The organism is Rhodobacteraceae bacterium LMO-JJ12 (assembly GCA_021555075.1).
GTDB lineage: Bacteria > Pseudomonadota > Alphaproteobacteria > Rhodobacterales > Rhodobacteraceae > JAKGBX01.
The window spans coordinates 66,662-90,126 of sequence record JAKGBX010000004.1 but is presented as its reverse complement, the minus strand read 5'-3'; the positions used below and the strand labels follow the sequence as shown (position 1 = coordinate 90,126).

At 60.8% G+C, this 23,465-nt stretch carries 32 protein-coding genes; 13 read left to right on the top strand and 19 right to left on the bottom strand.

Annotated features, from left to right (window positions below):
- Positions 1-9: 9 nt before the first annotated feature.
- From LZG00_19255 to LZG00_19170, 18 genes are all read right to left on the bottom strand, one after another.
- Complete coding sequence (locus LZG00_19255) at positions 10-669, bottom strand: phage tail tape measure protein (GenBank protein MCF3596126.1); 660 nt, start codon at positions 667-669, stop codon at positions 10-12.
- Positions 662-865 (bottom strand): phage tail assembly chaperone, encoded by a 204-nt coding sequence (locus LZG00_19250; protein MCF3596125.1) that lies wholly within the window; start codon positions 863-865, stop codon positions 662-664. The genes LZG00_19255 and LZG00_19250 overlap by 8 nt, the downstream gene beginning before the upstream one ends.
- The gene (locus LZG00_19245; protein MCF3596124.1) at positions 852-1,187 is read right to left on the bottom strand and encodes a gene transfer agent family protein; all 336 of its coding nucleotides are present in this window, start codon (positions 1,185-1,187) and stop codon (positions 852-854) included. Before LZG00_19245 ends, LZG00_19250 begins: the two co-directional genes overlap by 14 nt.
- 5 nt (positions 1,188-1,192) lie before the next feature.
- Positions 1,193-1,609: a phage major tail protein, TP901-1 family gene (locus LZG00_19240; GenBank protein ID MCF3596123.1), complete on the bottom strand. Its 417-nt coding sequence runs from the start codon at positions 1,607-1,609 to the stop codon at positions 1,193-1,195.
- Between the two features lie 34 nt (positions 1,610-1,643).
- Entirely contained in the window at positions 1,644-2,054 is a 411-nt protein-coding gene (locus LZG00_19235; protein ID MCF3596122.1) for a DUF3168 domain-containing protein, read from the bottom strand.
- Positions 2,051-2,389 (bottom strand): head-tail adaptor protein, encoded by a 339-nt coding sequence (locus LZG00_19230; GenBank protein MCF3596121.1) that lies wholly within the window; start codon positions 2,387-2,389, stop codon positions 2,051-2,053. The genes LZG00_19235 and LZG00_19230 overlap by 4 nt, the downstream gene beginning before the upstream one ends.
- Entirely contained in the window at positions 2,386-3,000 is a 615-nt protein-coding gene (locus tag LZG00_19225; protein ID MCF3596120.1) for a head-tail connector protein, read from the bottom strand. The genes LZG00_19230 and LZG00_19225 overlap by 4 nt, the downstream gene beginning before the upstream one ends.
- Positions 3,001-3,155: 155 nt before the next feature.
- The gene (locus LZG00_19220) at positions 3,156-4,334 is read right to left on the bottom strand and encodes a phage major capsid protein (protein ID MCF3596119.1); all 1,179 of its coding nucleotides are present in this window, start codon (positions 4,332-4,334) and stop codon (positions 3,156-3,158) included.
- 37 nt (positions 4,335-4,371) lie between these two features.
- Positions 4,372-4,926, bottom strand: a complete 555-nt coding sequence (locus LZG00_19215; protein ID MCF3596118.1) for an HK97 family phage prohead protease — start codon at positions 4,924-4,926, stop codon at positions 4,372-4,374.
- A gap of 31 nt (positions 4,927-4,957) precedes the next feature.
- Positions 4,958-5,191 (bottom strand): hypothetical protein, encoded by a 234-nt coding sequence (locus LZG00_19210; GenBank protein ID MCF3596117.1) that lies wholly within the window; start codon positions 5,189-5,191, stop codon positions 4,958-4,960.
- Positions 5,184-6,371 (bottom strand): phage portal protein, encoded by a 1,188-nt coding sequence (locus tag LZG00_19205; protein MCF3596116.1) that lies wholly within the window; start codon positions 6,369-6,371, stop codon positions 5,184-5,186. The genes LZG00_19210 and LZG00_19205 overlap by 8 nt, the downstream gene beginning before the upstream one ends.
- A gap of 119 nt (positions 6,372-6,490) precedes the next feature.
- Complete coding sequence (locus LZG00_19200; protein ID MCF3596115.1) at positions 6,491-7,870, bottom strand: terminase family protein; 1,380 nt, start codon at positions 7,868-7,870, stop codon at positions 6,491-6,493.
- Positions 7,761-8,111 (bottom strand): hypothetical protein, encoded by a 351-nt coding sequence (locus tag LZG00_19195; protein MCF3596114.1) that lies wholly within the window; start codon positions 8,109-8,111, stop codon positions 7,761-7,763. Before LZG00_19195 ends, LZG00_19200 begins: the two co-directional genes overlap by 110 nt.
- Before the next feature lie 205 nt (positions 8,112-8,316).
- Complete coding sequence (locus LZG00_19190; protein MCF3596113.1) at positions 8,317-8,982, bottom strand: prolyl oligopeptidase family serine peptidase; 666 nt, start codon at positions 8,980-8,982, stop codon at positions 8,317-8,319.
- Positions 8,979-9,611 carry a DNA-3-methyladenine glycosylase 2 family protein gene (locus tag LZG00_19185; GenBank protein MCF3596112.1) on the bottom strand — a complete coding sequence of 211 codons (633 nt, stop codon included), beginning with the start codon at positions 9,609-9,611 and terminating at the stop codon, positions 8,979-8,981. The genes LZG00_19190 and LZG00_19185 overlap by 4 nt, the downstream gene beginning before the upstream one ends.
- 89 nt (positions 9,612-9,700) lie before the next feature.
- On the bottom strand, positions 9,701-10,789 hold the full coding sequence (locus LZG00_19180) for an ABC transporter ATP-binding protein (protein ID MCF3596111.1): 1,089 nt from the start codon (positions 10,787-10,789) through the stop codon (positions 9,701-9,703).
- Between the two features lie 140 nt (positions 10,790-10,929).
- Positions 10,930-11,169 (bottom strand): DUF2842 domain-containing protein, encoded by a 240-nt coding sequence (locus LZG00_19175; protein ID MCF3596110.1) that lies wholly within the window; start codon positions 11,167-11,169, stop codon positions 10,930-10,932.
- A gap of 56 nt (positions 11,170-11,225) precedes the next feature.
- The gene (locus LZG00_19170; protein ID MCF3596109.1) at positions 11,226-12,521 is read right to left on the bottom strand and encodes an adenylosuccinate synthase; all 1,296 of its coding nucleotides are present in this window, start codon (positions 12,519-12,521) and stop codon (positions 11,226-11,228) included.
- Between the two features lie 328 nt (positions 12,522-12,849).
- On the opposite strand from LZG00_19170, the gene LZG00_19165 reads away from it, so the two are divergent.
- The 4 genes from LZG00_19165 (at position 12,850) to LZG00_19150 (ending at position 16,301) form a co-directional block, all read left to right on the top strand.
- Positions 12,850-13,245 carry a DUF6524 family protein gene (locus LZG00_19165; protein ID MCF3596108.1) on the top strand — a complete coding sequence of 132 codons (396 nt, stop codon included), beginning with the start codon at positions 12,850-12,852 and terminating at the stop codon, positions 13,243-13,245.
- The gene (locus LZG00_19160; protein MCF3596107.1) at positions 13,238-13,825 is read left to right on the top strand and encodes a sugar O-acetyltransferase; all 588 of its coding nucleotides are present in this window, start codon (positions 13,238-13,240) and stop codon (positions 13,823-13,825) included. Before LZG00_19165 ends, LZG00_19160 begins: the two co-directional genes overlap by 8 nt.
- A gap of 191 nt (positions 13,826-14,016) precedes the next feature.
- Positions 14,017-14,385, top strand: a complete 369-nt coding sequence (gene secG / locus LZG00_19155; protein ID MCF3596106.1) for a preprotein translocase subunit SecG — start codon at positions 14,017-14,019, stop codon at positions 14,383-14,385.
- A 272-nt stretch (positions 14,386-14,657) separates the two neighbouring features.
- On the top strand, positions 14,658-16,301 hold the full coding sequence (locus tag LZG00_19150) for a CTP synthase (GenBank protein MCF3596105.1): 1,644 nt from the start codon (positions 14,658-14,660) through the stop codon (positions 16,299-16,301).
- Between the two features lie 99 nt (positions 16,302-16,400).
- On the opposite strand, the gene LZG00_19145 is transcribed toward LZG00_19150, so the two are convergent.
- Complete coding sequence (locus LZG00_19145) at positions 16,401-16,940, bottom strand: hypothetical protein (protein ID MCF3596104.1); 540 nt, start codon at positions 16,938-16,940, stop codon at positions 16,401-16,403.
- A 268-nt stretch (positions 16,941-17,208) separates the two neighbouring features.
- On the opposite strand from LZG00_19145, the gene LZG00_19140 reads away from it, so the two are divergent.
- The 9 genes from LZG00_19140 (at position 17,209) to LZG00_19100 (ending at position 23,380) form a co-directional block, all read left to right on the top strand.
- The gene (locus tag LZG00_19140; GenBank protein MCF3596103.1) at positions 17,209-17,502 is read left to right on the top strand and encodes a DUF1330 domain-containing protein; all 294 of its coding nucleotides are present in this window, start codon (positions 17,209-17,211) and stop codon (positions 17,500-17,502) included.
- Positions 17,503-17,512: 10 nt separating this feature from the next.
- Complete coding sequence (locus tag LZG00_19135) at positions 17,513-17,962, top strand: TerB family tellurite resistance protein (GenBank protein MCF3596102.1); 450 nt, start codon at positions 17,513-17,515, stop codon at positions 17,960-17,962.
- Entirely contained in the window at positions 17,962-18,408 is a 447-nt protein-coding gene (locus tag LZG00_19130; GenBank protein ID MCF3596101.1) for a TerB family tellurite resistance protein, read from the top strand. The genes LZG00_19135 and LZG00_19130 overlap by 1 nt, the downstream gene beginning before the upstream one ends.
- Complete coding sequence (locus LZG00_19125; protein ID MCF3596100.1) at positions 18,405-19,145, top strand: PhnD/SsuA/transferrin family substrate-binding protein; 741 nt, start codon at positions 18,405-18,407, stop codon at positions 19,143-19,145. Before LZG00_19130 ends, LZG00_19125 begins: the two co-directional genes overlap by 4 nt.
- A gap of 142 nt (positions 19,146-19,287) precedes the next feature.
- A complete protein-coding gene (locus LZG00_19120) occupies positions 19,288-20,052 on the top strand; it encodes an ATP-binding cassette domain-containing protein (GenBank protein MCF3596099.1) in 765 nt (254 codons plus the stop codon).
- A complete protein-coding gene (locus LZG00_19115) occupies positions 20,049-20,795 on the top strand; it encodes a transporter substrate-binding domain-containing protein (protein ID MCF3596098.1) in 747 nt (248 codons plus the stop codon). Before LZG00_19120 ends, LZG00_19115 begins: the two co-directional genes overlap by 4 nt.
- Before the next feature lie 60 nt (positions 20,796-20,855).
- Complete coding sequence (locus LZG00_19110; protein MCF3596097.1) at positions 20,856-21,578, top strand: transporter substrate-binding domain-containing protein; 723 nt, start codon at positions 20,856-20,858, stop codon at positions 21,576-21,578.
- A 111-nt stretch (positions 21,579-21,689) separates the two neighbouring features.
- On the top strand, positions 21,690-22,577 hold the full coding sequence (locus tag LZG00_19105) for an ABC transporter permease subunit (GenBank protein MCF3596096.1): 888 nt from the start codon (positions 21,690-21,692) through the stop codon (positions 22,575-22,577).
- Complete coding sequence (locus LZG00_19100) at positions 22,574-23,380, top strand: ABC transporter permease subunit (protein ID MCF3596095.1); 807 nt, start codon at positions 22,574-22,576, stop codon at positions 23,378-23,380. The genes LZG00_19105 and LZG00_19100 overlap by 4 nt, the downstream gene beginning before the upstream one ends.
- Positions 23,381-23,465: the final 85 nt, after the last annotated feature.

The window sequence follows — 23,465 nt, the reverse complement described above, 5'->3', positions numbered from 1 at the left end:
TGTCCTTTCTCAACGGTTACGTTGCCCGCGGGCCAACATCCGGCCTGCCTGCGCGGCGATCTGCCCCTGACTGCGCTGGAAACTCGCCGCATCCGGGGTCGAGATGTTCATCACCACATTAATCGGCGCCGACCCGCCACCGCGCACGCCCAGTTTGCCATCAGGGCCGCGTGACAGCGGCATGATCGCCTCTGGCCCCGCCTCGCCCATCAAACCTGTGCCGCCGCGCATCGGAAAATAGGTCGGGCTGCTCACCACGCCACCATTGGCAAACGGCATCACCCGCCCCTGGCTGAACGAAGCACCATCCTTGAACGGAAGTATTCCCCCCATCAGGCTGCCGATCCCCTGCGCCAACAACCCGCCGAAATGATCCGTCACGGGCTTGACGGCGGCGTTATAGGTCGCGTTGATCATGGATTGCGCCATGGTTTCCAACGCATCCGAAAGCTTCATGCCGTCCAGCAAAACGCCATCAAACGCCCGTCGCAGACCGCGACCCATCCCGCGTTCAAGCGTGGCCACGTCATAGCCGGTTTCCACCAGTGTGCCGCGCATCCGCTGCATTTCCGCGTCAAACCCGGCGGCCACTTGCGCCGCATCACCCAGCGTCTGTTCCAACGCATCGATCTGGTCCTCCAGATCCTGAAGGCTTTCCAAATCAGCCATTTTGTCTCTCTCCTTCATTGTCCGGATAGGTCGCCAGCATCTCTTCCAGCCTCATGCGTCCCATCGGTGCGCACGCAGCTTCCGGCCCCAGCAGCAATTGCAACTCCGCAGGCGTCAGCGCCCAGAATTCATCCGGCCTCAGACCCAGCCCACGCATCCCGGCGCGCATCAATGCGGGCCAATCAAACCCCTGCATCGCTCTCGCCTTCGGGCAACATGAATGCCCGCACCAAGAGCTCTGCGGCGGCCCGCGCTGCGCCCATTGGCCCGCCCGCGATTTCAGCGCTGAGCAAATCTTTGGCCCGTCCCTGCCAACCCCCCCCGCGCAACCCCGCCACGATCAAGGCCAGCACATCGCGGCTGGAAAACCCGCCGCTCTCAAACCGCTCCACCAGCTCGGTCAGCGTCCCGCTGCCCAACCCGGCTTCCAACTCGGCCAGCGCCCCAAGCGTCAGCTTCAGTCGGTGACGCTCGCCATCAATGACCAGCGCCACCTCCCCCGCCCACGGATTGCCCATCTGCGTTACACCGCCGCCGTGAAGGCCAGCGCACCTGCCGAAGCCAGTGAAAGCTCATAGGTCGCCTCGCCGTTGTGCGATCCGGCATAATCAATGCCCGTCACCTGGAACGCGCCTTCGACAGTTCCGAAATCCGGAATGATCACCTGAAAATCCGGGGTTTCGCCGTCAAAGAATATCTGGCGCGCGCGTTCGTCACTGGCATCGTCCTTGAACACGCCCGAGCCGGAAATCGACGCCGATTTCACGCCCGCGCCCGCCAGCAATTCGCGCCACCCGCCCTGCGATTCCAGGCTGGTTACGTCCACACTTTCAGCGTTGAAGCTGATCCGCGTCGCACGCAGCCCCGCCACCGTTCCAAACTGACCGTCACCGGTCAGGTCCACTTTGATCAGAAGATCCTTGCCATTCTGAGCCGCCATTTTTTCTCTCCGTTCTGATGAATTCAATGATGGGTCAATTGTCTTCGACACGGGCGCGAAAGCGCAGGTCGATCCGTCGTTGCGTGCCGGTACCTTCAAGCTTGGCCAGTGCGCGATCAAAAGCGAGATAGACCAGCCGACCGCGCGCCAACGTAAGGTCCGCATCAACCAGCGCATCGCTCACCGCGCCCGCCACCTCTTTCGCCGTCTGAAACCCCGCCCGGTCGGTCACAACCGAAACCGTGATCGTATGCAGCGCGCCGTGCCCGGTTTTATCGGACTTCTCGCGCACCGTTTCCGGCCCCAGCGTCACATAAAGACTGGGCAGCGCCCCCGCCGGAAGCGCGTCATAAATCGCATTCCCCACCAAAACGCTAAGCGCCGTATCCGCCGCCAAATGCTGGTAAATGGCCATCTGCAAAGCCGATGAAACGCCATAACTCATGCCGCCACCTCCTCTTCTGCAAAACAAGTGAGATAGCGCCTGTCATGGCCCTGTTCGGCCACCGCCAGAATGCGAAACACCCGCGCGCCCTCACGAAACCTCTGGTCAGGCTGCGGGCGATTGCTCGCGCCCACGGGTGCGCCACGCACCGTTATGCGATAGCCCACGTTCGAAACCGACACACCCTCGCCCTGTTTCTCGCGCCCGGTGCGCGCCGTTACTTGCGCCCAAACCTCGCCAAGCACGATCCACCCATCGACATAGCCCCCGGCTCCGTCCGCCACCCGTTCGGGCGCCTCCAGAACCAGCTTGCGGTTGAGATGCACGCGCTTCATTGGCCCGCATCCGTCTGAGCTGCACCCGCGAAAATCCGCACGGTGCGATAGCGTTCGATCAGGCTGGTCACACCAAAAGGCATGCAGCCATTCCCGAGGCTCGTCTCGCTGCGATACTCATAATAATGCGCCGCCAGCAGCAGCACCGCCTGCCCCAGATCCGAGGGCAATTCGCCCCAGGTCGCGGCAAAACCCGCCTCGAACCCGATCCGCACCGCGCCTCCGCTCGGCACCGAGGGCAGCATCGTACCCACCGGACGCAACCGTGGGCGCTGAAGATCGCGATCCAGCCTGTAGCGGCCAGGATCGACGATGCTTTCATCGTCAAGCCGGTCGATCAGAACCAACTCGCTCACCAAATTCACCGGCGCCACCGGCAGAGCCTGACCCATCGCATCGCGCCACACCGTCAGCGTCCACGAGAACGCCCGCGAAATCAGGATCTTGCCGGTGCGCGCCTCGATCGCAGCAATCGCCGCGCGCAGGAAGCTCTCCAATACCGGGTCTTGCAGGCTGTCTTCGGCAAAGCTCGATCCCAGCCGCAAATGTGCCTTGAACTCAGTCACCGGGAGAGCGGCGAGCGGTACCGGCGTTTCTTCGATCAACATCATGGAATTACTCCGAAATTTCCCACGCCCCGCCCGACTGGACCAAGCGGTTTGGCGCGCGCCGCCCGCGTTGCTCGGACGGAGGGGAGCAGCTGGACAACACGAACAGGAATGGCGCGCGCCGAGGGCGGGCGAACCCGCCCCCAACCGTCTAAGCCTTAAGAAACGTCAAAGCGCAGAAGCTTGATCGCCGCGAAATCGCTCACATCACCGCCCACGCGTTTGGTCGCATAGAACAGAACATGCGGCTTGGCCGAGAACGGATCGCGCAGCACCCGCAGATCGGGGCGTTCGGCCACGGTGTAACCGGCACCAAAATCGCCAAAGGCCACAGCATCGGCACCGCTTGCGACATCGGGCATGTCCTCGGCGATCAGCACAGGGTAGCCAAGCAAGCGCGCAGGCTCACCAGCAGCCAGACCATCCGACCACAAGAAACGGCCATCAAGGTCTTTCAGCTTGCGCACCGCTCCCGCCGTCTTTGAATTCATCACGAATGTTGCGTTGGCCCGATATTGTGCGCCCAACGCATAAACGAGATCGATGATCGCCTCGCCGCCGTTGAAATCGCCGGCCACACCGGTCGGCACATAGCCAATATTGCCCCGGGTCCAGACATCATTGTCCACGGTCGAATGCGCCATGATCCCCTTGGGCTTGTCCACGCCGTCGCCATTGATGAACGCCGCCGCTTCGGCGCGCGAGAACTTGTCGGCGATCCGCCCGGCCAGCCAGCTTTCAATGTCAAACGCGCTGTCATCCAACAGACGCTGCGAGGCTTTGGGCAGCGCCGAAAGCTCGTGCAGCGGGATGGTGATACGGTCAATCACCGGCGTGCCGGTTTCGGTCGTTGCGGCGGTTTCCGTGGCCCAGCCCGCACCAACGTCGGTGTGGTCAACTAGCACGTCAAACGACGTCGCCTCGACGTTCACCACATTGGCAATGGCACGGATCGAGGCGGTTGATTCCAGCACGCTGCGGATCTGCGCCGCCGTTTGCGGATCAACCAGATAGCCACCATCCGACGCCACCGCAGTGCTCATCGCCTTGCCTTCCAGTTCCAGCCCACGCAGGCCGTCATCATCGCCCGAGCGCAGATAGGCGTTGAACGCCTTTTGATGCGGGGCTTCGGTTTGCATCGCCGCCGAAAGCACCGGTCGGGAAATATGAGATTTACGATCAAGCATGGTCAGTCGCTCTTCCTGCTGTTGAAGTTTGGTATGAATGTCGGTCTTGAAGCTGCTGATTTCTTTGATGAAACCAGACAGGGCAGTTTTCACCTCGGCAATCGGAGACACATCTTCCCCGATCCGAGAATCGATCTCGGTCTTGCTCATTCTTCGGTCCTTGTCTGTTCGGGTTAATCCCGGCGCGTCAGTCGCGCGCCAACTCAGAGCGCGCGGACTCTATGGCCGCCGCCAATTCACGCCAGGCATCGGCGTGCGGGGTCTCCCCCTTCGCCCCCACCCGCGCACTGGGAAGCATCGGGAAGGTCACCAGAGACACCTCCCAAAGCTCCAGTTCGGTCAAGAGCCGACGGCCCTTGTCATTCTTGCTCGCCCTGACTGTGCGATAACCGATCGACAACCCGTCAATCGCCCCGGCCTCGATCAATGCCGCCGCCTCACGCCCGCGCCCGACGCTGTCGAGCAGGTGGCCTTTCACATAAAGCCCCTTCTCGTCCTCGCGCACCTCGCTCCAGATGCCGATGGGTTGCGCCGGGTCATGCTGCCAGAGCATCTTGACGTTGCGCCCCTCGGCCCTCAGCCGCTTCAGGCTGGCGGCATAAGCCCCTTTCTTGACGATATCACCGCCCTGATCACAGGCATCGAACAGGCTGGCATAGCCCTCGATCCGCGTGCCCTCGGTCACGGTCAACACCTCATCGAAGCGGCAGAATTTCTGCTCCAAACCGGTCTCAGAAGTCATCATAATCTCCAGTTTCCCAAATTCGCACATCTCACGGCGCCGCCACGAGGATCGACTGAAACGCCTGCGCCAATATCACCGCGACCACGCCGTAAACCGCCAACCACAAACGCTTTTCCAGCCGCTCAATCATCATCTCGATCCGCTCAAGCCGCTGATTCAACCCGTCGACGTGCAGCTTGGACAGCCGCTCGTGGGCCTCCAGACGCAGCGCGGGCGCACAGTCGAACGCCTCAAAGCCATAGCGCCGCCCATCCTCAGGCATCCGTATCGTCCCCGGCCAATGCCGGCAGGCCAAGCAATCGCCGTTTTTCGCCATCCGTCAGGAAACTCGCACCGCTCACGCGCGCCCATTGGCCGTCGCGTTCCGCCGCCAGCGCTGGCACCTGGTCGAGATCGGGTTTCAACTCCAGCCGCTCACCCGCAAACCCCGACAGCCAATTTGCCACGCTCGCCGCCACCCGCGTGGCCAGCGGCAGCACCGTCAGGCGATAAAACGCCCGGTTGGCCTCCTGATAATTGGTATAGGTCGCATCGCCCGGTATCCCCAGCAGCATCGGCGGCACCCCAAAGGCCAAGGCGATCTCACGCGCCGCCGACTCCTTGGTTTTCTGGAATTCCATGTCACTCGGGCTGAACCCCATCGGCTTCCAGTCCAATCCACCTTCCAGAAGCATCGGCCGCCCCGCATTGCGCGCGCCCTGATGATGGCTCTCCATCTCACTGACCAGTCGGTCATATTGATCCGGGCTCAAGCTTCCCTGCCCTTCGGCCCCCTTATAGACAATCGCCCCTGAGGGGCGCGCCGCATTATCAAGCAACGCCTTGCTCCAGCGTGACGCGGAATTATGCACATCCACCGCCTGCGCCGCCGCCTGCATCGGCGAAAACCCGTAATGATCGTCCTGCGGATGAAAGCTCTTGATATGGCAGATGCCGGGTTGGCCCTGGGTCACGTCAAAACGATGCTTGCGCCCGCCCACGGCATATTCATACGCCACAGGCCAGCCATCCGCGCCAGGGATCAGGCTCATCCGGTCTGAGCGCAGCACATGCAGCTCCAACGGCACGCCATCCTCGCCCGCCACCGCCTCAAGATAGCCATTCCCGGTCAGCAAGAGCTGACCAAACAGCGCCTCGAATAACTCGGCGCGTCCCTGCGCCATATTGGGCCGCTGCACCAGCCCCAGAACCGGATGCTCGCTAAAGCGTTGCTGTGTGTCCTGCAATACCAGAGGCAGCGCCGCAGCAGCCTCCGCAATCATCTTGACCGCGCGAAACCCCACCGGATTACCCGCAAACCCGGTGCGCGTCAGCGATACGGTATCGCGCGGGCTCCACGCCACACGCCCGGCCCCGTGATAGGCCAGAACCGGCCCCGTCGCGCTGGCTTTCTGCTCGGGGATCTCCTGCCCCTTGCCCTTGAAGAAATCAAAAACCGCCATTCGGCTCTCCTCAGTTTTCATGTTTTTCCCCAAAGGCCTGGCCCGGGAAGTTCATTTCATTCCCGGTGTCATTTCCGGCTTGTCGTGCATCATTGTCCCAAATGGTTAAGGAGCTTTAACTAGAGCGCGCGCACCTGCGGGCGGCGCCATTTCGCCCCCGCTTCGACCATCAATTCGTGCAACGCCCAAACCAACGCATCGACCCGGTCGGGGCTGCCCTTGCCCTCAAACCCTTGTGTGGTCATGGCGCACATCTGGTCCTCCAATTCACCCAAACCGCGCACATGATGCACCCGCCCCTGCTCATAGAGCGCCGCCACCGGCTCGGCCCTTGCCGCCTTGCCCTTGGCCGCATGGACCTTCTTCAAAGGCACCATCGGGTCGACCTGTCGGATCACGGCCTCAACCAGATCGCCGCCCTGATTGACCTCGGCCACCAGCTTCTCGGCGCCATATTGCTCCATCGCCCGTATAGCGGCCTTGGCCCATGTCGCCGGGCTCGCCGCCGAAACGCTGGCATCGGCCAGAACATAAGCCCGCCAATCCTGCACCGGCCCCCGCGTCATCGCCCCGACCACGACAATCCCGCACTCATCGCTGCCTGCATGCCCTGTCACCGGCGGATCCACCGCCACAACAATGCGGTCCAGTTCTGGCGGGGCGTCCACCCTTGCGGCCTCCAACCCGCCGGCGGTCCAGAGCGCCCCTTCCACATCCTCCATCAAGATGCCCTCCAATTCCTGACGCCCCAAACGCGTCCCGGCATAACGCGCCTTGACCTCATCAAGAAAACCGCTGGCAAGGTTGGCTGCATTGGCCTCGGTCGGCGCGCTCGTCACAACCGACGACGCGCTGGCAAGGATCTCTTTCAATATCCCCACATTGCGCGGCGTCGTAGTGACGCAAACCCGCGGATTCTCGCCCAACCGCATGCCAAATTGCAGCATGTCCCAAGTGTCACGCGCCCGCTTCCACTTGGCCAACTCATCGACCCACGCTGCGTCAAACTGCGGCCCACGCAGCCCCTCGGGGTCATGCGCCGAAAACACCTGCGCCACCGCACCATTGGGCCAGATCAGCCGCTTGCGCCCCGCCTGCCATTCCGGCCTCCGGTCCGGCGGAGAGCAGGCCAAAAGCCCGCTCTCCCCGAACACCATCACTTCGCGCACCTGATCCACGGTTTCGCCCACCAAGGCGATACGTCGACACGCTCCGGGGTCCAGCGCCCCGGACCCTTCGATTTGCGCGCGCACCCATTCCGCGCCCGCGCGGGTCTTGCCCGCGCCGCGCCCGCCCATGATCACCCATATGCGCCAATCTCCCGCGGGCGGCAATTGATGCTCCATCGCCCAAAACTCGAACAGGAACGGCAACGCCAAAAGCTCGCCCTCACTCAGATCGTTGAGAAAAGCGTCCTGGGCATCGCGTGGCTCTGAGGCGATCCAGGCGGCAGCCGATCTGATGTCGCGCACTGTCGAGGTCGATGGATTTGGGCGCATTGTGTTCGCGCCTGTCGTGGCCAGATTTTTCAAGTCGTTTCTCCAATTCATATGCGATGCCAAGCCATTGCCGAATGTCCTCGGCCACACGTTTCGCATCCTTGAGTTCGCACGCGTTACCCGCGCGGATTTGGCCGTGCATCACCGCCATTTCCCGCGCCAGCATTTTTAACTGCCGCTCAACCGTCACGATCGCTTTGCCAAGACGCTCTGCACCGGCCGTTATTTGGTCTTTTTCCATGTGTGTTATGCCTGCCTCATGGGGTCTCTCCTCCGCCCTCATGAGAGAAATGAAAAACGGCCCCGGGTTTCCCCAGAGCCGTTCGCCCACTTCTTCCAGTATGCCAAATTTATAGCAAAGACCGTTCGCTCGGTCAAATCAGAGCCGCACCCAACCGTGCGGTGGCATTAACAAATTCTTAATTCTGCTGCCGCAGAACCCGCACCTACAGCCCCAGCTTGTCACGCATGAAGGCCAGGGCCACCGAAAGCCCATCAGGCGCGATTCCGTGGCCCGTGCCCTTCATCACATGGGCGTAAACCTCCTTGAAACCGGCCTCCTGCAACGCTTCCGCCGCCTCGGGCAACGACTGCGGCGGCACCATGTCGTCACTGTCCCCATGCACCAGCAAAACCGGCGGCTTGGACACGGCCTCATCCTTCAAAAGCTCCGGCGACAAGATACGACCCGAAAACGCCACGATCCCGGCAATCTCATCCTCGCGGCGCGGTGCCACATGCAAGCTCATCATCGTGCCCTGGCTAAAGCCGAACAACACCATCTGCTCGGGCAGCAAATCTTCGTCGACCAAAAGCGCATCAAGAAACGCATTGAGATCATCAATGGCCGCGTTCATCCCGCGCTCGGCTTCTTCCTCGCTTGATCCATCAATCCACGGAATCGGGAACCATTGAAAGCCCATCGGCGCGCCGGGGCAGGCTTCCGGCGCATCCGGCGCCACAAATAACGTATCGGGCAGATGTTCACCCAACACATCGGCCAACCCCAAAAGATCGGCCCCATTGGCACCATAGCCATGCAGAAACACCACCACCGAGCGCGTCTCACCCGAGCGCGGCTCCACCCGCTCTGCCTTCAAAACCCGTGTCATCTGATCCCTTCCCTCGATTTCACCACCCGGTAATAGGCCCAGAGCACGCGCGCCGCAACCGATCGCCACGGCGCCCAATCCTCGGCCATCTGGCGAAATGCCCGCTCCTTGGGCCGCTCCTCCAGCCCGTAAAGCACCCGCGCCGATTCCTGTAGCGCCAGATCGCCGGGCGCAAACACGTCCGCCCGCCCCAGGCTGAACATCGCATAAATCTCCGCCGTCCAAAGCCCGATGCCCGGCACCGCCACCAATGTGGCAATCACCTCATCATTTTCGGCCTCACGCAATGCGACATAATCAATCCCCGCCCGCGCCAGTGCCAGGGCATAGCGCTGCTTTGGCCGACTGAACCCAACGCTGCGCAACCCTTCCTCGCCCGCCGCAATCACCGCCGCTTCACTGGTCAGCCCCGCCTCAACCGTACGCGCCCAGATCGCACCTGCCGACGCCACGCTCACCTGCTGGCTTACGATCGCACTCAGCAGCTCCCGAAACCCATCAGGTTTAAGTCGCAGCGGCACCTCCTCCACCGCCGCCAGCGCCCGCGCCATCCCCGCATCACGCGCCGCCAGCCACGCGGCCCCCTCGGCCACACACTCTGTTCCGCGAATAATCCGACCCACGCTCACGCCTGCCTGCCCTTCATCTTGCTACCAATATCCCGGGGTGCGGGGCAGCGCCCCGCTCCGACGCACGCCCGAAACATGCACGCAAAACCCTAGCGCTTGAGCGGAAACACAAAGCAGCGATCACGCCTTATGGTCAGCCACAACGGCTTGCCCGGCGAGGGCAGGAAAACATTCGGCACCGTCGCCTTCATCATCGAGCCATCAAAATCCAGCCGGAATTCCACCAGGCTTTCCGACCCCATAAAGCGCGCCCGCTCAACCACACCGCGCGCCGGCACGCCATCCTGGGGCGTCGGATCGGGTCCGCGTCCATTGCGGTCAAAGTCGATCTTGATGTGCTGCGGGCGGATCACGATCTCCACCTCCTGCCCATCCGGCACCCCCGGAGCAAGAAATTGCCCAAAGGCCGTATCCGTCAAAGCCCCTTGAACCTTGCCGCGTATCACATTGATATCGCTAAAAAATGCGACCGCCGCTTTATCCAGAGGCGCGTTGTAAATATTATAAGGTGCGCCTTGCTGCACAATCCGACCGTCGCGCATCAGGGCGATTTCATCGGCCATGCGCATCGCCTCTTCCGGCTCATGCGTGACCAGCAGAACCGCGGCGTCCTCCTGTTTGAGCACTTCCAGTGTCAGATCGCGGATGTCGTCACGCAGCCGGTTGTCCAGCCCGGAAAACGGCTCATCCATCAGCATGATACCGGGGCGCGGCGCCAGCGCGCGCGCAAGTGCAACCCGCTGCTGCTCACCGCCCGACAATTCATGCGGATAGGCTTCGATAAAGCGCGCGAGCTCTACCGTGCCAAGCAGTTCTTCAACCCGCGCACGCTTCTCGTCCTTGCTGCCCTTGAGGCCAAAGGCTACGTTTTCCGACACGCTCAGATGCGGAAACAGCGCGAAATCCTGAAACATCAGCCCGATGTGGCGGCGCTCCGGCGGCACCCGAAACACCGTGTCGCAGATCAGGTTGCCATCGACATAGATTTCGCCTGAATCCTGCATCTCCACGCCTGCAATCATCCGCAGCGTCGTCGATTTGCCGCACCCCGAAGGCCCCAGAAGACAAGTGACCTTGCCGGGCATTACTCCGAGCGACACATCATCCACCACCGCACGGCCGTCAAAGCTGCGCCGCAGCCTGCGAATCTCCAGTCTCGGAACCGGCGCAGGTTCCACCAAGCTATTCTGGGCAGCGGCATTCAAACGTCGGCCCTCGCCTTGATCTGATAAAAACCATATGGTTTCACAGTGACTTACCAACCCTCCGCGCCGCTCGCAAGACCGCCCGCGAGTCTGGCCGCGTATCTGGGAACGCGTTATTCATCGCTTTGTCCCGGCGCGTCCGGGTCCGGCTGACCTATACCACGAAACAGCCCCTTGAACGGCACGATCCAGATCACCCCAAGCCCGATATACAGCGGCAGCTCGATCCATCCCGGCAGCGGGCCGATCCGGTTCAAGACAGTGACACAGATCACAATATAAGCGGGCATCCCCACCACCAGCAGCAACAGCGCCCAGCGCCGCCGCGCCTTGTAGGACAGATTTTCAAACATCTCTGTTCCCCTTCATCGCGCCCGTCATCACCGCACTTGTCGTGATCATATCAGACTCAATCCGCGAACGGGTCGGTCACTAGAATCGTATCCTCACGCTCCGGGCTGGTGCTCAAGAGCGCTACCGGACATTCGATCAACTCTTCCACCCGGCGCACATATTTGATCGCCTCCGCCGGAAGATCGGCCCAGCTGCGCGCGCCTTCGGTCGACTCGCTCCACCCCGGCATTTCTTCATAGATGGGTTTGCAGCGCGCCTGTTGATCCGCCGCCGTCGGCAGATAATCCAGCCGCGCGCCATCTAGTTCATAACCAACACAGATTTTCAGCGTCTCAAACCCGTCCAGCACATCGAGCTTGGTCAGCGAAATTCCGTTCACACCGCTGGTTGCACAGGTCTGACGCACAAGGCAGGCATCAAACCAGCCACAACGCCGCTTGCGCCCCGTCACCGTGCCAAACTCACGACCTCTCTCGCCAAGCCGCTGGCCATCCGCATCGTCAAGCTCGGTTGGAAACGGCCCCTCGCCCACCCGCGTGGTATAGGCCTTCACGATCCCCAACACGAAATCAATCGCCCCCGGCCCGACGCCAACACCCGTCGCCGCCTGACCGGCGATCACATTTGAAGAGGTGACAAACGGATAGGTGCCAAAATCAATGTCCAGCAAAGCCCCCTGCGCCCCCTCGAACAAGATTCGCTTACCCGCTTTGCGCTTTTCGTTCAGCACCTTCCAGACCGGCGCCGCATAAGGCAGAATCTCCGCCGCAATCTCTCTAAGCTGCGCAACCAGCGCATCGCGATCAATCGGCTCGATTCCCAAACCCTTACGAAGCGGATCGTGATGCTGCAACGCCCGGTCCACCCGCGCTTCCAGCGTCGCCACATCCGCCAGATCCGCCACACGAATGGCGCGCCGTCCCACCTTGTCCTCATAACAAGGACCAATACCGCGCCCTGTGGTGCCAATTTTGGTGCCTTTGCTGGCGGCCTCTTCACGTGCCCGATCAAGCTCGCCATGGATCGGCAGGATCAACGGCGTGTTTTCCGCGATCATCAATGTTTCGGGCGTGATCTCGACACCCTGCTGCCTGATCTTGGCGATTTCCTCGATCAGATGCCAGGGATCAAGAACCACCCCATTGCCGATCACGCTTAGCTTGCCGCCGCGCACAACCCCCGAAGGCAGCGCGTTCAGCTTGAAGACCTCGCCATCGATCACCAGCGTATGACCGGCATTATGCCCGCCCTGAAAGCGACAGATCACATCCGCCCGCTCGCTTAGCCAGTCAACGATCTTGCCTTTTCCCTCGTCGCCCCATTGGGCACCGACTACAACGACATTGGCCATTCTGATCTCCGAAACGCATGCAAAACCGCGCGAGGTATAGCGGGCCGCGCGGTGGGGCGAAACCCCAAAACCATCGCTGCACCCCCTCGTTGAGTTTCTGGTTTTCGCCAGCTTTCCAAAGCGATTGCTGCCGCCCACAAGAAGGGTGAATGACACGCTCGCAAAATCGCCCCACCGTCCGCCACGGCCCCGACGTATAGGGAATTCATTCTCTGTAATGGCCGCGCCACCCTCTGGCGCGCAGCTGGCCGCTCCACATCAAAGATAGGCCTCGCCGCTGGACAGACCCGCCTCTGCGGGCTAGCCAATAGAAAAACGGAGATGCGTGATGGGGTTGATTCTACGCTGGGCTTTCGCCTTCCTGCTTCTGGCGGCGACCTTCAACCCGACTGAATGGAACTATGTGAAATGGTCGCAAGCGAATTATTCCGCCCAGATGTCGCTCACCGTTCTGTTCGGCCTCTTGCTGCTGGTTGGCTACATCATCTACCTGCGCGCCACGCTGCGCTCGATCGGCGCGTTTGGCATGGGGCTGGTGATGGCGCTCGTCGCCGCCCTGCTCTGGGTGCTCTACGACTGGGGCTGGCTTCAGCTTGAAAACAGCACCCAAAACACCTGGATCGGGCTTCTGGCGCTTTCCGTGGTTCTCGGCGTCGGCCTCAGTTGGAGCCATGTGCGCCGCAAACTCTCGGGTCAGGCCGACATGGACGACGTGGATGAATGACAACACCGAATACCCCCCAACCACCGGCCTTCAGCGCAGTGAACGCCAGAAAATGGCGGCGGGTGAGTGGTATTCCTGCCTCGATCCCGCTCTCGAAGCGCTCCGCGTGCCGGTTCGCGCCGCCCTTCATGCCCACAATACCCTGCATCCCGATCAACGCGGCCTCATCGCGCCGTCGCTGAGCGCACTGTTTGGCTCGGTCTCTCCTGATGCCATGATCGAGCCGCCCTTTCATTGCGCTTACGGCTTCAACATCCACTTGGGCGCTGGGGTGTTCTTCAATGCAGGCTGCACAATCCTTGATACGGCCCCCGTGCGGGTCGGCGCAGGCACCATGTTTGGCCCGGCGGTGCAAATCTATTGTGCCGAGCATCACAAGGACCCGGCAAAGCGTGCAGCAGGTCTGGAAATCGCCCGCCCGGTGCGCATTGGTGATAATGTCTGGATCGGCGGCGGAGCCATCGTGCTTGCAGGCGTCACCATCGGCGACCGCGCCATCATCGGCGCGGGCAGCGTCGTGACCCGCGATGTCGCTGCGGACTGCACGGTCGTAGGCAACCCGGCCCGCCCGCTCGACTAACACTTGCGCCACCTCATCCGCACCGCAGATCAGAGGAAAATCACCCGAAACGTCCAAAGGACACAGGTCATTTCCACTTTTGCCAGGTCAACAAACCTGCAAAAGGCGTCAACCGCCCGCAACGCCTTGCACCCCGCCCGCCTTTCCCCTACATACCCGCGAGATACACCGTTTCGCAGGGCCATCCGCACATGGAAAATGTCGTTCTCATCATCCACCTCCTTCTGGCCCTCGCCCTGATCGGCGTGGTTCTGATTCAACGCTCCGAAGGTGGCGGGCTCGGCATGGGCGGCGGCGGTGGTGGTGCGATTTCCTCGCGCTCGGCTGCCACGGCCCTGGGTAAGGTCACCTGGATTCTGGCAATCGCCTTCATCTGCACCTCGATCGCGCTCACCATCATCGCGGCCCAGAAATCGGCCGGCACCTCGGTGCTTGACCGGGTCGGCGGCAGTGCACCCGCAACGCAGGAAACTGCGCCGGATACGCCCGCACTCGATAGCGATTTGCTTCTGCCTCCGTCTGCAGACGACAGCGCACCACTGGTGCCCAAGGCCGACTGATCAGCACAGAGCGTCCCACCCGCGGGCGCTCTATACTGGCATAGTCAACGACCAATCGTTTTGGGCCTCCGCAAGGGCCTTTTCCAGCAACCGACACCGCCTTCCACAACCTGTTGAGGTGGTGAAAAAAACGACAACATCATCTTGCGGTCAACTTGCCAAACGCGGGCGAATCCTCTATATCTCAAATCCCGTGATACAGGCGGCTTTCCGGGGCCGTTTGGCTATTGTCTTTCGGCGTTCACGCCGCACTCACGGGAGTTACCAACCACATGGCGCGCTATATTTTCATCACCGGTGGGGTTGTGTCCTCTCTTGGCAAAGGTCTGGCCTCTGCGGCGCTCGGCGCCCTTTTGCAGGCGCGCGGCTTCTCGGTTCGCCTGCGCAAGCTTGACCCCTACCTCAACGTCGATCCCGGCACGATGAGCCCGTTTGAACATGGCGAAGTCTTCGTCACCGACGATGGCGCCGAAACCGATCTCGATCTCGGCCATTACGAACGCTTCACCGGCGTGCCCGCCCGCAAGACCGATAGCGTCTCCTCGGGGCGCATCTATACCAACGTGCTGGAAAAAGAACGCCGTGGCGACTACCTCGGCAAAACCATCCAAGTCATCCCCCACGTTACCAATGAAATCAAAGAGTTCATTGAGATTGGCGATGACGAAGTCGATTTCATGCTCTGCGAAATTGGCGGCACCGTCGGCGATATCGAAGGTCTGCCGTTCTTCGAGGCGATCCGCCAGTTTTCCCAGGAACGCCCGCGCGGCCAATGTATCTTCATGCACCTCACGCTGCTGCCCTATCTCGCCGCCTCGGGCGAGTTGAAAACCAAACCGACCCAGCACAGCGTCAAGGAATTGCGCTCGATCGGCCTTCAGCCCGATGTGCTGGTTTGTCGCTCCGAACACACGATCCCCGAGAAAGAACGCGCCAAGATTGCCCAGTTCTGCAACGTGCGCCCCGATTCCGTGATCCCCGCCTATGACCTCAAATCCATCTACGAGGCGCCGCTGGCCTATCACCGCGTCGGCCTCGACCAAGCTGTGCTCGATGCGTTTCAGATCTCGCCCGCCCCGCGCCCCGATCTCAGTGTCTGGGAAGACGTCTATGACCGGATTCACAACACCGACGGCGATGTAAACGTCGCCATCGTCGGCAAATACACCCAGCTCGAAGACGCCTACAAGTCGATCAAGGAGGCGCTGACCCATGGTGGCATGGCCAACCGTGTAAAGGTCAATGTCGATTGGGTCGATGCCGAGGTGTTCGACAAGAAAGATGCCGCCCCCTACCTGGAGGGCTATCACGCCATCCTCGTGCCCGGCGGCTTTGGCGAACGCGGCACCGAGGGCAAGATCAAGGCGGCGCAATTCGCTCGTGAACGCAAACTGCCCTATCTCGGCATTTGCCTTGGCATGCAGATGGCGGTGATCGAAGCCGCCCGCAACGTCGCGGGGATCAAGGACGCTGGCTCAGAAGAGTTTGACCACGAGACCGGTGGCAAACGCTTCACACCAGTGGTCTATCATCTCAAGGAATGGGTGCAGGGCAATTACACAGTCACCCGCAAAACCTCCGACGACAAAGGCGGCACCATGCGGCTTGGGGCCTATGACGCGACACTAAAAGATGATTCTCGTGTCGCGGAAATTTACGGCGGCACCACCATCGAAGAACGCCACCGCCACCGTTACGAAGTCGATATCCAATACCGTGACAAGCTGGAAAAATGCGGCCTCACCTTCTCGGGCATGTCCCCCGATGGCAGCCTGCCCGAGATCGTGGAATGGGAAGATCACCCGTGGTTCATCGGCGTGCAATTTCACCCCGAGCTAAAGTCGAAACCCTTCCTGCCACACCCTCTGTTCGCTGATTTCGTGCGCGCAGCGATCGAAAATTCGCGGCTGGTCTGATCCTCCGCCCTCCAAAACACCCGGGCAGACGGTTTTTCACGAAAAATCTGCCCGGCGCGCGCCACTGAGCAGGCAAACCACCACCGGCCCGCCGCGTCCTCACCCCACCAGAGGTTTCAGCAAGCCCTTGATCGAAAAGGCGTTCTGCTCGTTCTCTTGTGTGCGTGTTTCCATATCAAAGCCAATTACCTGCGGCCCCAGAATCGGCTCAAGCACATCTTGATCAAACACCCAGCGTCCGCGCTGTCGCAGCCTTGCATCCTCACGCTGATATTTCATCCAGGTTTCCAGCTTGATCAGCTTTTCGTCGCAAAACAACGGGTGCGGAAGATAGAACCCGGCATTGATCCGCTGAAAAACCGTATCGAGCAACCGCACGGTCGGCCCATACTCCTCTGAGACATCGCGCTTGGGCACATAGTTGAACCGCATCGGATCGCCGTTGAAAAACGCAGCCAGAGCCGCCCCCAGCTCAATTCCCTGCTGCGCCGCGGCCCAACCAATCACGGTCTGGGGAAAGTGTGACCAGTCATAAAACCGCATCACCATGTTCAACTCATCAAGATCCGCACTGCGAATCCTGTGGTGTTGCTCGGTTTCATCGGCGCTAGCCCAATCAGCTGCGTCAAATATCGTCATACTTCACCGTCCTTATGGTCTCTTTTGGTTGGCGGCAAAAGCCGCGTGGCAGATCAACAACTCAACAGTCTTAACCATACGTATCAGCACACTAGGCTTCTATAAGGCCCAAACTGCGGAGCAAATGTGACGGGAAAACGGAAAGCCGTTTCCACATTGGCACCAAACCGTTTCCAACCACTTGAAAACCCGGCAACCCTGCGCGCCCCTTGACCAAAAATCGCCCACAGCGCAGCATTGCGCGAAACATCAGAAGGGATACTCATCTATGGCCAAGGGATATTGGATCGGTCGCGTCGATGTCGACGATCTGGAAATCTACAAGACATATGTCGCCGCCAACGCCGCGCCCTTTGCCGAATACGGCGCACGTTTTCTGGTGCGCGGCGGACAATTCGAAAACCCCGAAGGCAGCGCGCGCAGCCGCAATGTGGTGATCGAATTCCCCTCCTACGAGGCGGCGCTTGCCTGTTATCAATCAGACGGTTATCAGGCAGCAAAGGCACTTCGCGATCCCGTCTCGACCGGCGATATCGTGATTGTCGAAGGCTATGACGGATAGAAAAACCAACATGCCCATCATTCAACGCATCCTCACCGCTTTTTCCGCGAAAAAGCCCGCCGCCCTGCCCGAACCCGACGCACGCCTTGCGCTCGGCGCATTGATGGTGCGGGTGGCCAAATCCGATGACAGCTATCGCGTCGAGGAAATTCAGCGCATCGACCGCACGCTTGCGCGTGCCAATGCCATCGGCCCGGTAGAGGCCGCCAAGATGCGCGCCACCTGCGAAAAACTCGAAGCCCTCGCGCCCGATACCGAAAACTTTGCCGCTCTCATCCGCGACACCGTCTCGCACGAAGGGCGCCTCGATACCATGCGCGCGCTTTGGCAGGTGGTTTTGGCGGATGGATTGGAACGCCCCGAGGAACTGACTGTGATTTCCGGCACCTACGCGGCGCTCGGCCTTTCCGAAGCCGACAACGCCAGCGCCCGCCAGGCCGCACAAGAGGGACAAAACTGATGTTCGCCGGTTTCCTGCGCCGCCTCACCGCACCCGATCCCGCGCCGCTTGATGGTGTCGAGGCCCGACTTGCTCTGGCCGCTCTGATGGTCCGGTTGGCCCGCGCCGATGGCGACTATGCCACCGTCGAGATCAGCCAGATCGACCGTATCCTGACCGAACGTTTCGCACTTTCTCCCTTTGAAAGCGCGGCCTTGCGCCGCGAAGCGGAAGCCCTTGAGGCAGAGGCGCCCGACACCGTGCGCTTCACCCGCGCAATCAAGGACGCCGTGCCGCATATCGACCGCCTCTCGGTGGTCGAGGCGATGTGGCGCGTGGTTCTGGCCGATGGCGCGCGCGACGATCTTGAAGATTCCAACATGCGGATGATCGCCAACCTTCTGGGCATCAACGATCGTGAAAGCGCCCAGGCACGCCAGAAAGCAAACCAAAAGTCAGACCGGTGATCGCCACCCTGCCGATGTATGACCGCGCCGAAACCGCTGCGGCCAACGATGCATTCTGGGCCGCGATCCGCGCTAAACTGGGCCACGGCCCCGCCACTCTCACGCGCGCCAATGATCTCTGGCCGCTCTGGCAATCGCCCGATCTGCTTCTCGCTCAGACCTGCGGATTGCCGTACCGCGCCTGTCTGCACGAAACGGTAAAACTCGTCGGCACGCCTGATTATGGCCTCGAAGGGTGCCCGCCGGGGTATTACCGCTCGGTCTTTATCGCCCGCAGCGCAAACACCGATCTCGCCGCCCTCGCAGGCCAGCGTTTCGCCTATAACGAGCCGCTGTCGCAATCGGGTTGGGCCGCGCCCGCCCTGCATATGGCCGGGCTGGGCCTCACCTTCGGCCCTCTGCTCGAAACCGGCGCGCACCGCGCCTCGGCGCTTGCCGTGCTTGAAGGTCGCGCCGATTTCGCCGCCCTTGATGCGCTTACCTGGGCGCTGATCCAGACCCATGACGCCTTCGCCGCCGACCTGCATGTCATCGCCATGACCCGGCCCACCCCCGGCCTGCCGCTGATCACCGCGCCGCAAAACGATCCCTCCGCACTGCGCGATGCCATTACCGCCGCAATCGGCGCACTCGAGCCTCAAACCCGCCGCCAATTGCATCTCACCGGGTTGGTCAATATTCCCAGCGAGGCCTACCTCGCCATGCCCACGCCCGCGCCACCGTCGCGCAACGCCTGAAAATATAGGCAAAACCTTGGTTTCCCCTGCGGAACCAAAGGATAAGACATTGCAATATGCCCGATTATCCGCCCTACTCCTCGTAACCACTCGCAACCTGCATTGAAGAACCGTGACAGCTCAAAATCCCAGCCCGGACGACGTGCCGGTCATCGAAATTCATAACCTGCACAAGGCCTACGGCGCGCTTGAAGTGATCAAGGGCGTCAACATCACCGCGCACAAGGGCGATGTGGTCTCTCTGATCGGCTCGTCCGGCTCTGGCAAATCCACGATCCTGCGCTGTGCCAACCTTCTGGAAGACAGCCAGCAGGGCGAGATCCTGTTTCAGGGCGAGCCGGTAAAATGGAAAAGCGAAGGCCACAACCGCCGCCCCGCCGATTCCAAGCAGGTTCTGCGCATCCGCACCAACCTCAGCATGGTGTTTCAACAATTCAATCTCTGGGCGCATCTCACCATCCTGCAAAACGTGATGGAAGCGCCGGTCACGGTGCTTGGCCGTGAGCGGGCCGAAGTCGAAGCCGCCGCGCGCAAATATCTCGACAAGGTCGGCATCGGCGACAAATGCGATGCCTGGCCCGCCCAGCTTTCGGGCGGTCAGCAACAACGCGCCGCAATTGCGCGCGCGCTGGCGATGGAGCCTCAGGCATTGCTGTTTGACGAACCGACCTCGGCGCTCGACCCCGAGCTTGAACAAGAAGTTGTCAAGGTTATCAAAGACCTGGCCGCCGAAGGCCGCACCATGATGATTGTCACCCACGACATGAAGATGGCGCATGACGTTTCCAATCATGTGATCTTCCTGCACGAAGGCCTGATCGAAGAACAAGGCACCCCCGAGGCACTGTTTGGCAATCCAAACTCCGAGCGGCTTCGCGGCTTCCTCTCCTCCACGGTGCATGCATGATGCGTTTCACCCTGCCCATGCTCCTGCTTGCCGCCGCTCTCGCTCTGCCGGGCGTCGCCCAGGCGGGCGACGGTCAGCGCGTGCGCATCGCCACAGAAGGCGCCTTCCCGCCGTATAATTCGCTCGACGCCAACGGCCAGCCGCAAGGCTTCGAAATCGATCTTGGCAATGCCATCTGTGCCCATACCGGCTGGAACTGTTCGTGGCTGGTCCACGATTGGACAACGCTGCTGAGCGACCTCGCTGAAGGCGAGTTCGACGCGGCCATGGCCGGAATATCAATCACCCCGTCGCGCCGGGCCGTGACCAGTTTCAGCCGCGAATACTTCCGCTCTGCCGACAAACCCCAGGGCCTGTTCGTTGGCACCCACACATTTCAGGATCCCGCCCACGCGATGATCGCGGTGCAAGAAGGGACGATCCACGAAGATCATCTGAAGAGCATGGGCTACAACTTCATCGCCTTTCCCACCGCGGGCGGCGCACTCAAAGCGGTGCTTGACGGGACGTGTGATCTGACCTTCGGCAACCCGGATTTCCTTGAATCACGGGTCTACAGCACCAGCCGCATGCTGGCGATCATCCGCCTCGAAAACATCGACGCAGGCGGCGCGGCCGTGGCCATCGCGCCCGGGCGCTCCGAAATCAAACAAGGGTTCGATGCCGCACTCGATGCGCTCGAAGCTGATGGAACCATTGAAAAGCTTCGCAAGAAATGGTTCACCAAATCCACCGAAACCTAAATGCGATCCTACTAAGATCGCACAAACCAAAAACAGTGAAATCAACCTAGGGAGAAAACCATGAAAAAACTCATTCTGACCACCGCCGCTCTGGCCCTCACCGCTGGCATGGCCTTTGCCGAAAGCCACGGCAAAACCGTACGTCTTGGCACCGAAGGCGCCTATCCTCCGTATAACTTCCTCAACGACGCTGGCGAAGTCGCCGGGTTTGAGCGCGAGTTGGGCGACGAGCTTTGCAAACGCGCCGAGCTGACCTGTGAATGGGTCACAAACGACTGGGATTCGATCATCCCGAATCTTCTGTCGGGCAACTATGATGCGATCATCGCGGGCATGTCCATCACGCCTGAGCGCAAGGAAGTCGTGAACTTCACCACCGGTTACACCCTGCCTTCGCCCTCGGCTTATGCGGCCCTGACGGCAGACGTCGACGTGAAAACCGCCGTCGTGTCGGCGCAATCGGCAACCATCCAATCCGCGCATGTGGCCACGACCGACGCAACCCTGGTCGAATTCCCCACCCCGGATGAAACGGTCGCCGCCGTGAAATCGGGCGAAGTTGACGCGGTTATGGCCGACAAGGACTTCCTCGTCCCGATCGTGGCCGAAGGCGAGCTTCAGTTTGTTGGCGAAGACACCTTCCTGGGTGACGGCATCGGCATGGCCTTCCGCAAGTCCGATGACGAAATGCGCTCTAAATTCGATGCCGCCATCGAGTCGATGAAAGCAGATGGCTCGCTGAACGCCCTGCTCGACAAATGGGAAATCGAAGGCAAGTTCTGAGCCTCCGACCGATCTTCAAAATGATGAAGGGGGGCACCCTGCCCCCCTTTGCCCAAGGCCGGTTCCCTCTACCTGCCAAACGCACCGATCCAAACCGAAACGAGGCCCGCTATATTTTCCTTTTGCTCTGATCCAGCCAGCCTGGAAGGCCTCACGTGGCTGAGCTGCTATCTGACCACCGGAAAGCACTTGGCTTTCTATGCGTCCTTTGGGACGGTTCTGCTGCTCTTGGCCGTAACCGCGCCCGCCGCCCTGCTCTTTGGGTTTTTCGGTGCCACCGCCGCGCGCTCTCACTTCGCGCCCCTGTCATGGGTCGGCAAAGCCTATATCGCGCTGGTGCGCGGCGTGCCCGACATCGCTTTCTTTCTCTTCTTCGTCATTGCGCTCGATCAGTTGTTCGAATGGGTGCGCCACAAGATCAAATGCCCCGATTGGGATCAACCCATTCGCCAGGGCGATGATTTCGTAGTCTGCGCCGCTGCCAAACTGCCCTTGGGCAATTCCCCACAGTGGGTCCATGAAGTCTACGGGTTCAGTATCGCCGTGCTGACCTTTGCCATCGTGTTCGGCGCCTTTGCGGCCAACGTGCTTTATGGCGCCATGCGCACCGTGCCCCGCGCCCAGATCGAAACCGCCGAAGCCTATGGCCTGAGCCCGCGCCAAAGTTTCTGGCGCATCCTCGTGCCGCAAATGTGGATCTATGCCCTGCCCGGCCTCTCCAATCTCTGGATGGTGCTGATCAAGGCCACCCCGCTCTTGTTCCTCTTGGGCGTCGAAGACATCGTCTATTGGGCGCGCGAACTGGGCGGTTCCAAAACCGCACGCTTCACCGATTATCCGCATGGCAACTGGCTGATGTGGTATTTTCTGGCGCTGCTGATCTTCTATCTCATCTTCACCCGCGTCTCCGAGGTCGTGCTCGAACGCCTCACCCGTCGTCTCAGCCACGGTCAGGCCACCACCGGCGGCGAATCCCAGCGTAAGGCGGAGGCGACATGAGCTGCTGGCAAACCATTCAGGACTACGGCCTGCGCAGCATTGGCATCGGCGAACGCGCCCTGCCGCGCGAAAACTTCACCCTCTGCGAACAATTCACCCTGATTGGCTCGGGCATGCTGTGGAACATCTATTTCGGCGTGTTCGCGCTTTTGGCCGGGTTTTTTCTGGCCAACGCGCTGGCGCTTGGCAAAGGCGCAAAATCACCATGGCTGCGCAAACCCGCCGAATGGTTCATCTTCGTCTTTCGCGGCTCACCGCTCTTTATTCAATTCTTCTTTGGCTATTTCCTGTTTCTCAGCCTCAAGGGCATCTTCCCGGTTTTTACCCCCTTCTCGTCGGCATGGCTTGGCGCGCTGGTCGTGCTCTTTTTCAACACCGCCGCCTATTCCGGCGAGATTTTCTATGGCGCGCTGCGCTCGATCCCCAAGGGCGATGTCGAGGCGGCAGACGCCTATGGCTTTTCCGGCTGGGCACGCTTTCGCAAGATCATATGGCCCACATCCATGCGCCTTGCATGGCCGGCCTACACAAACGAGGCGATCTTCCTTTTTCACGCCACAACGCTGGTCTTCTTTTCCGGCTTCCCAACGTGGCAACAACGCGGCGACGCGCTCTACTATGCCAGCTATTTTGCCGACAAGACGTTCAATCCCTTCATCCCATACCCCATTCTCGCGGGCTATTTCATCATGCTAACACTGGTCATCATTGCCTTTTTCGGCCTGATCAACCGCTACCTGAATCGCCATTTACCACAAGAACACCGCCGCAAACTGCGCCTGCGCGCCAATATCATTCGCTGAACACCTGTTGATCTTCAATAGGGCGCGTCCCTTCGTGAGGTTCGCCTATGTCGGGCCGCTATGGGACTGGGGGTTTCACCCCCAG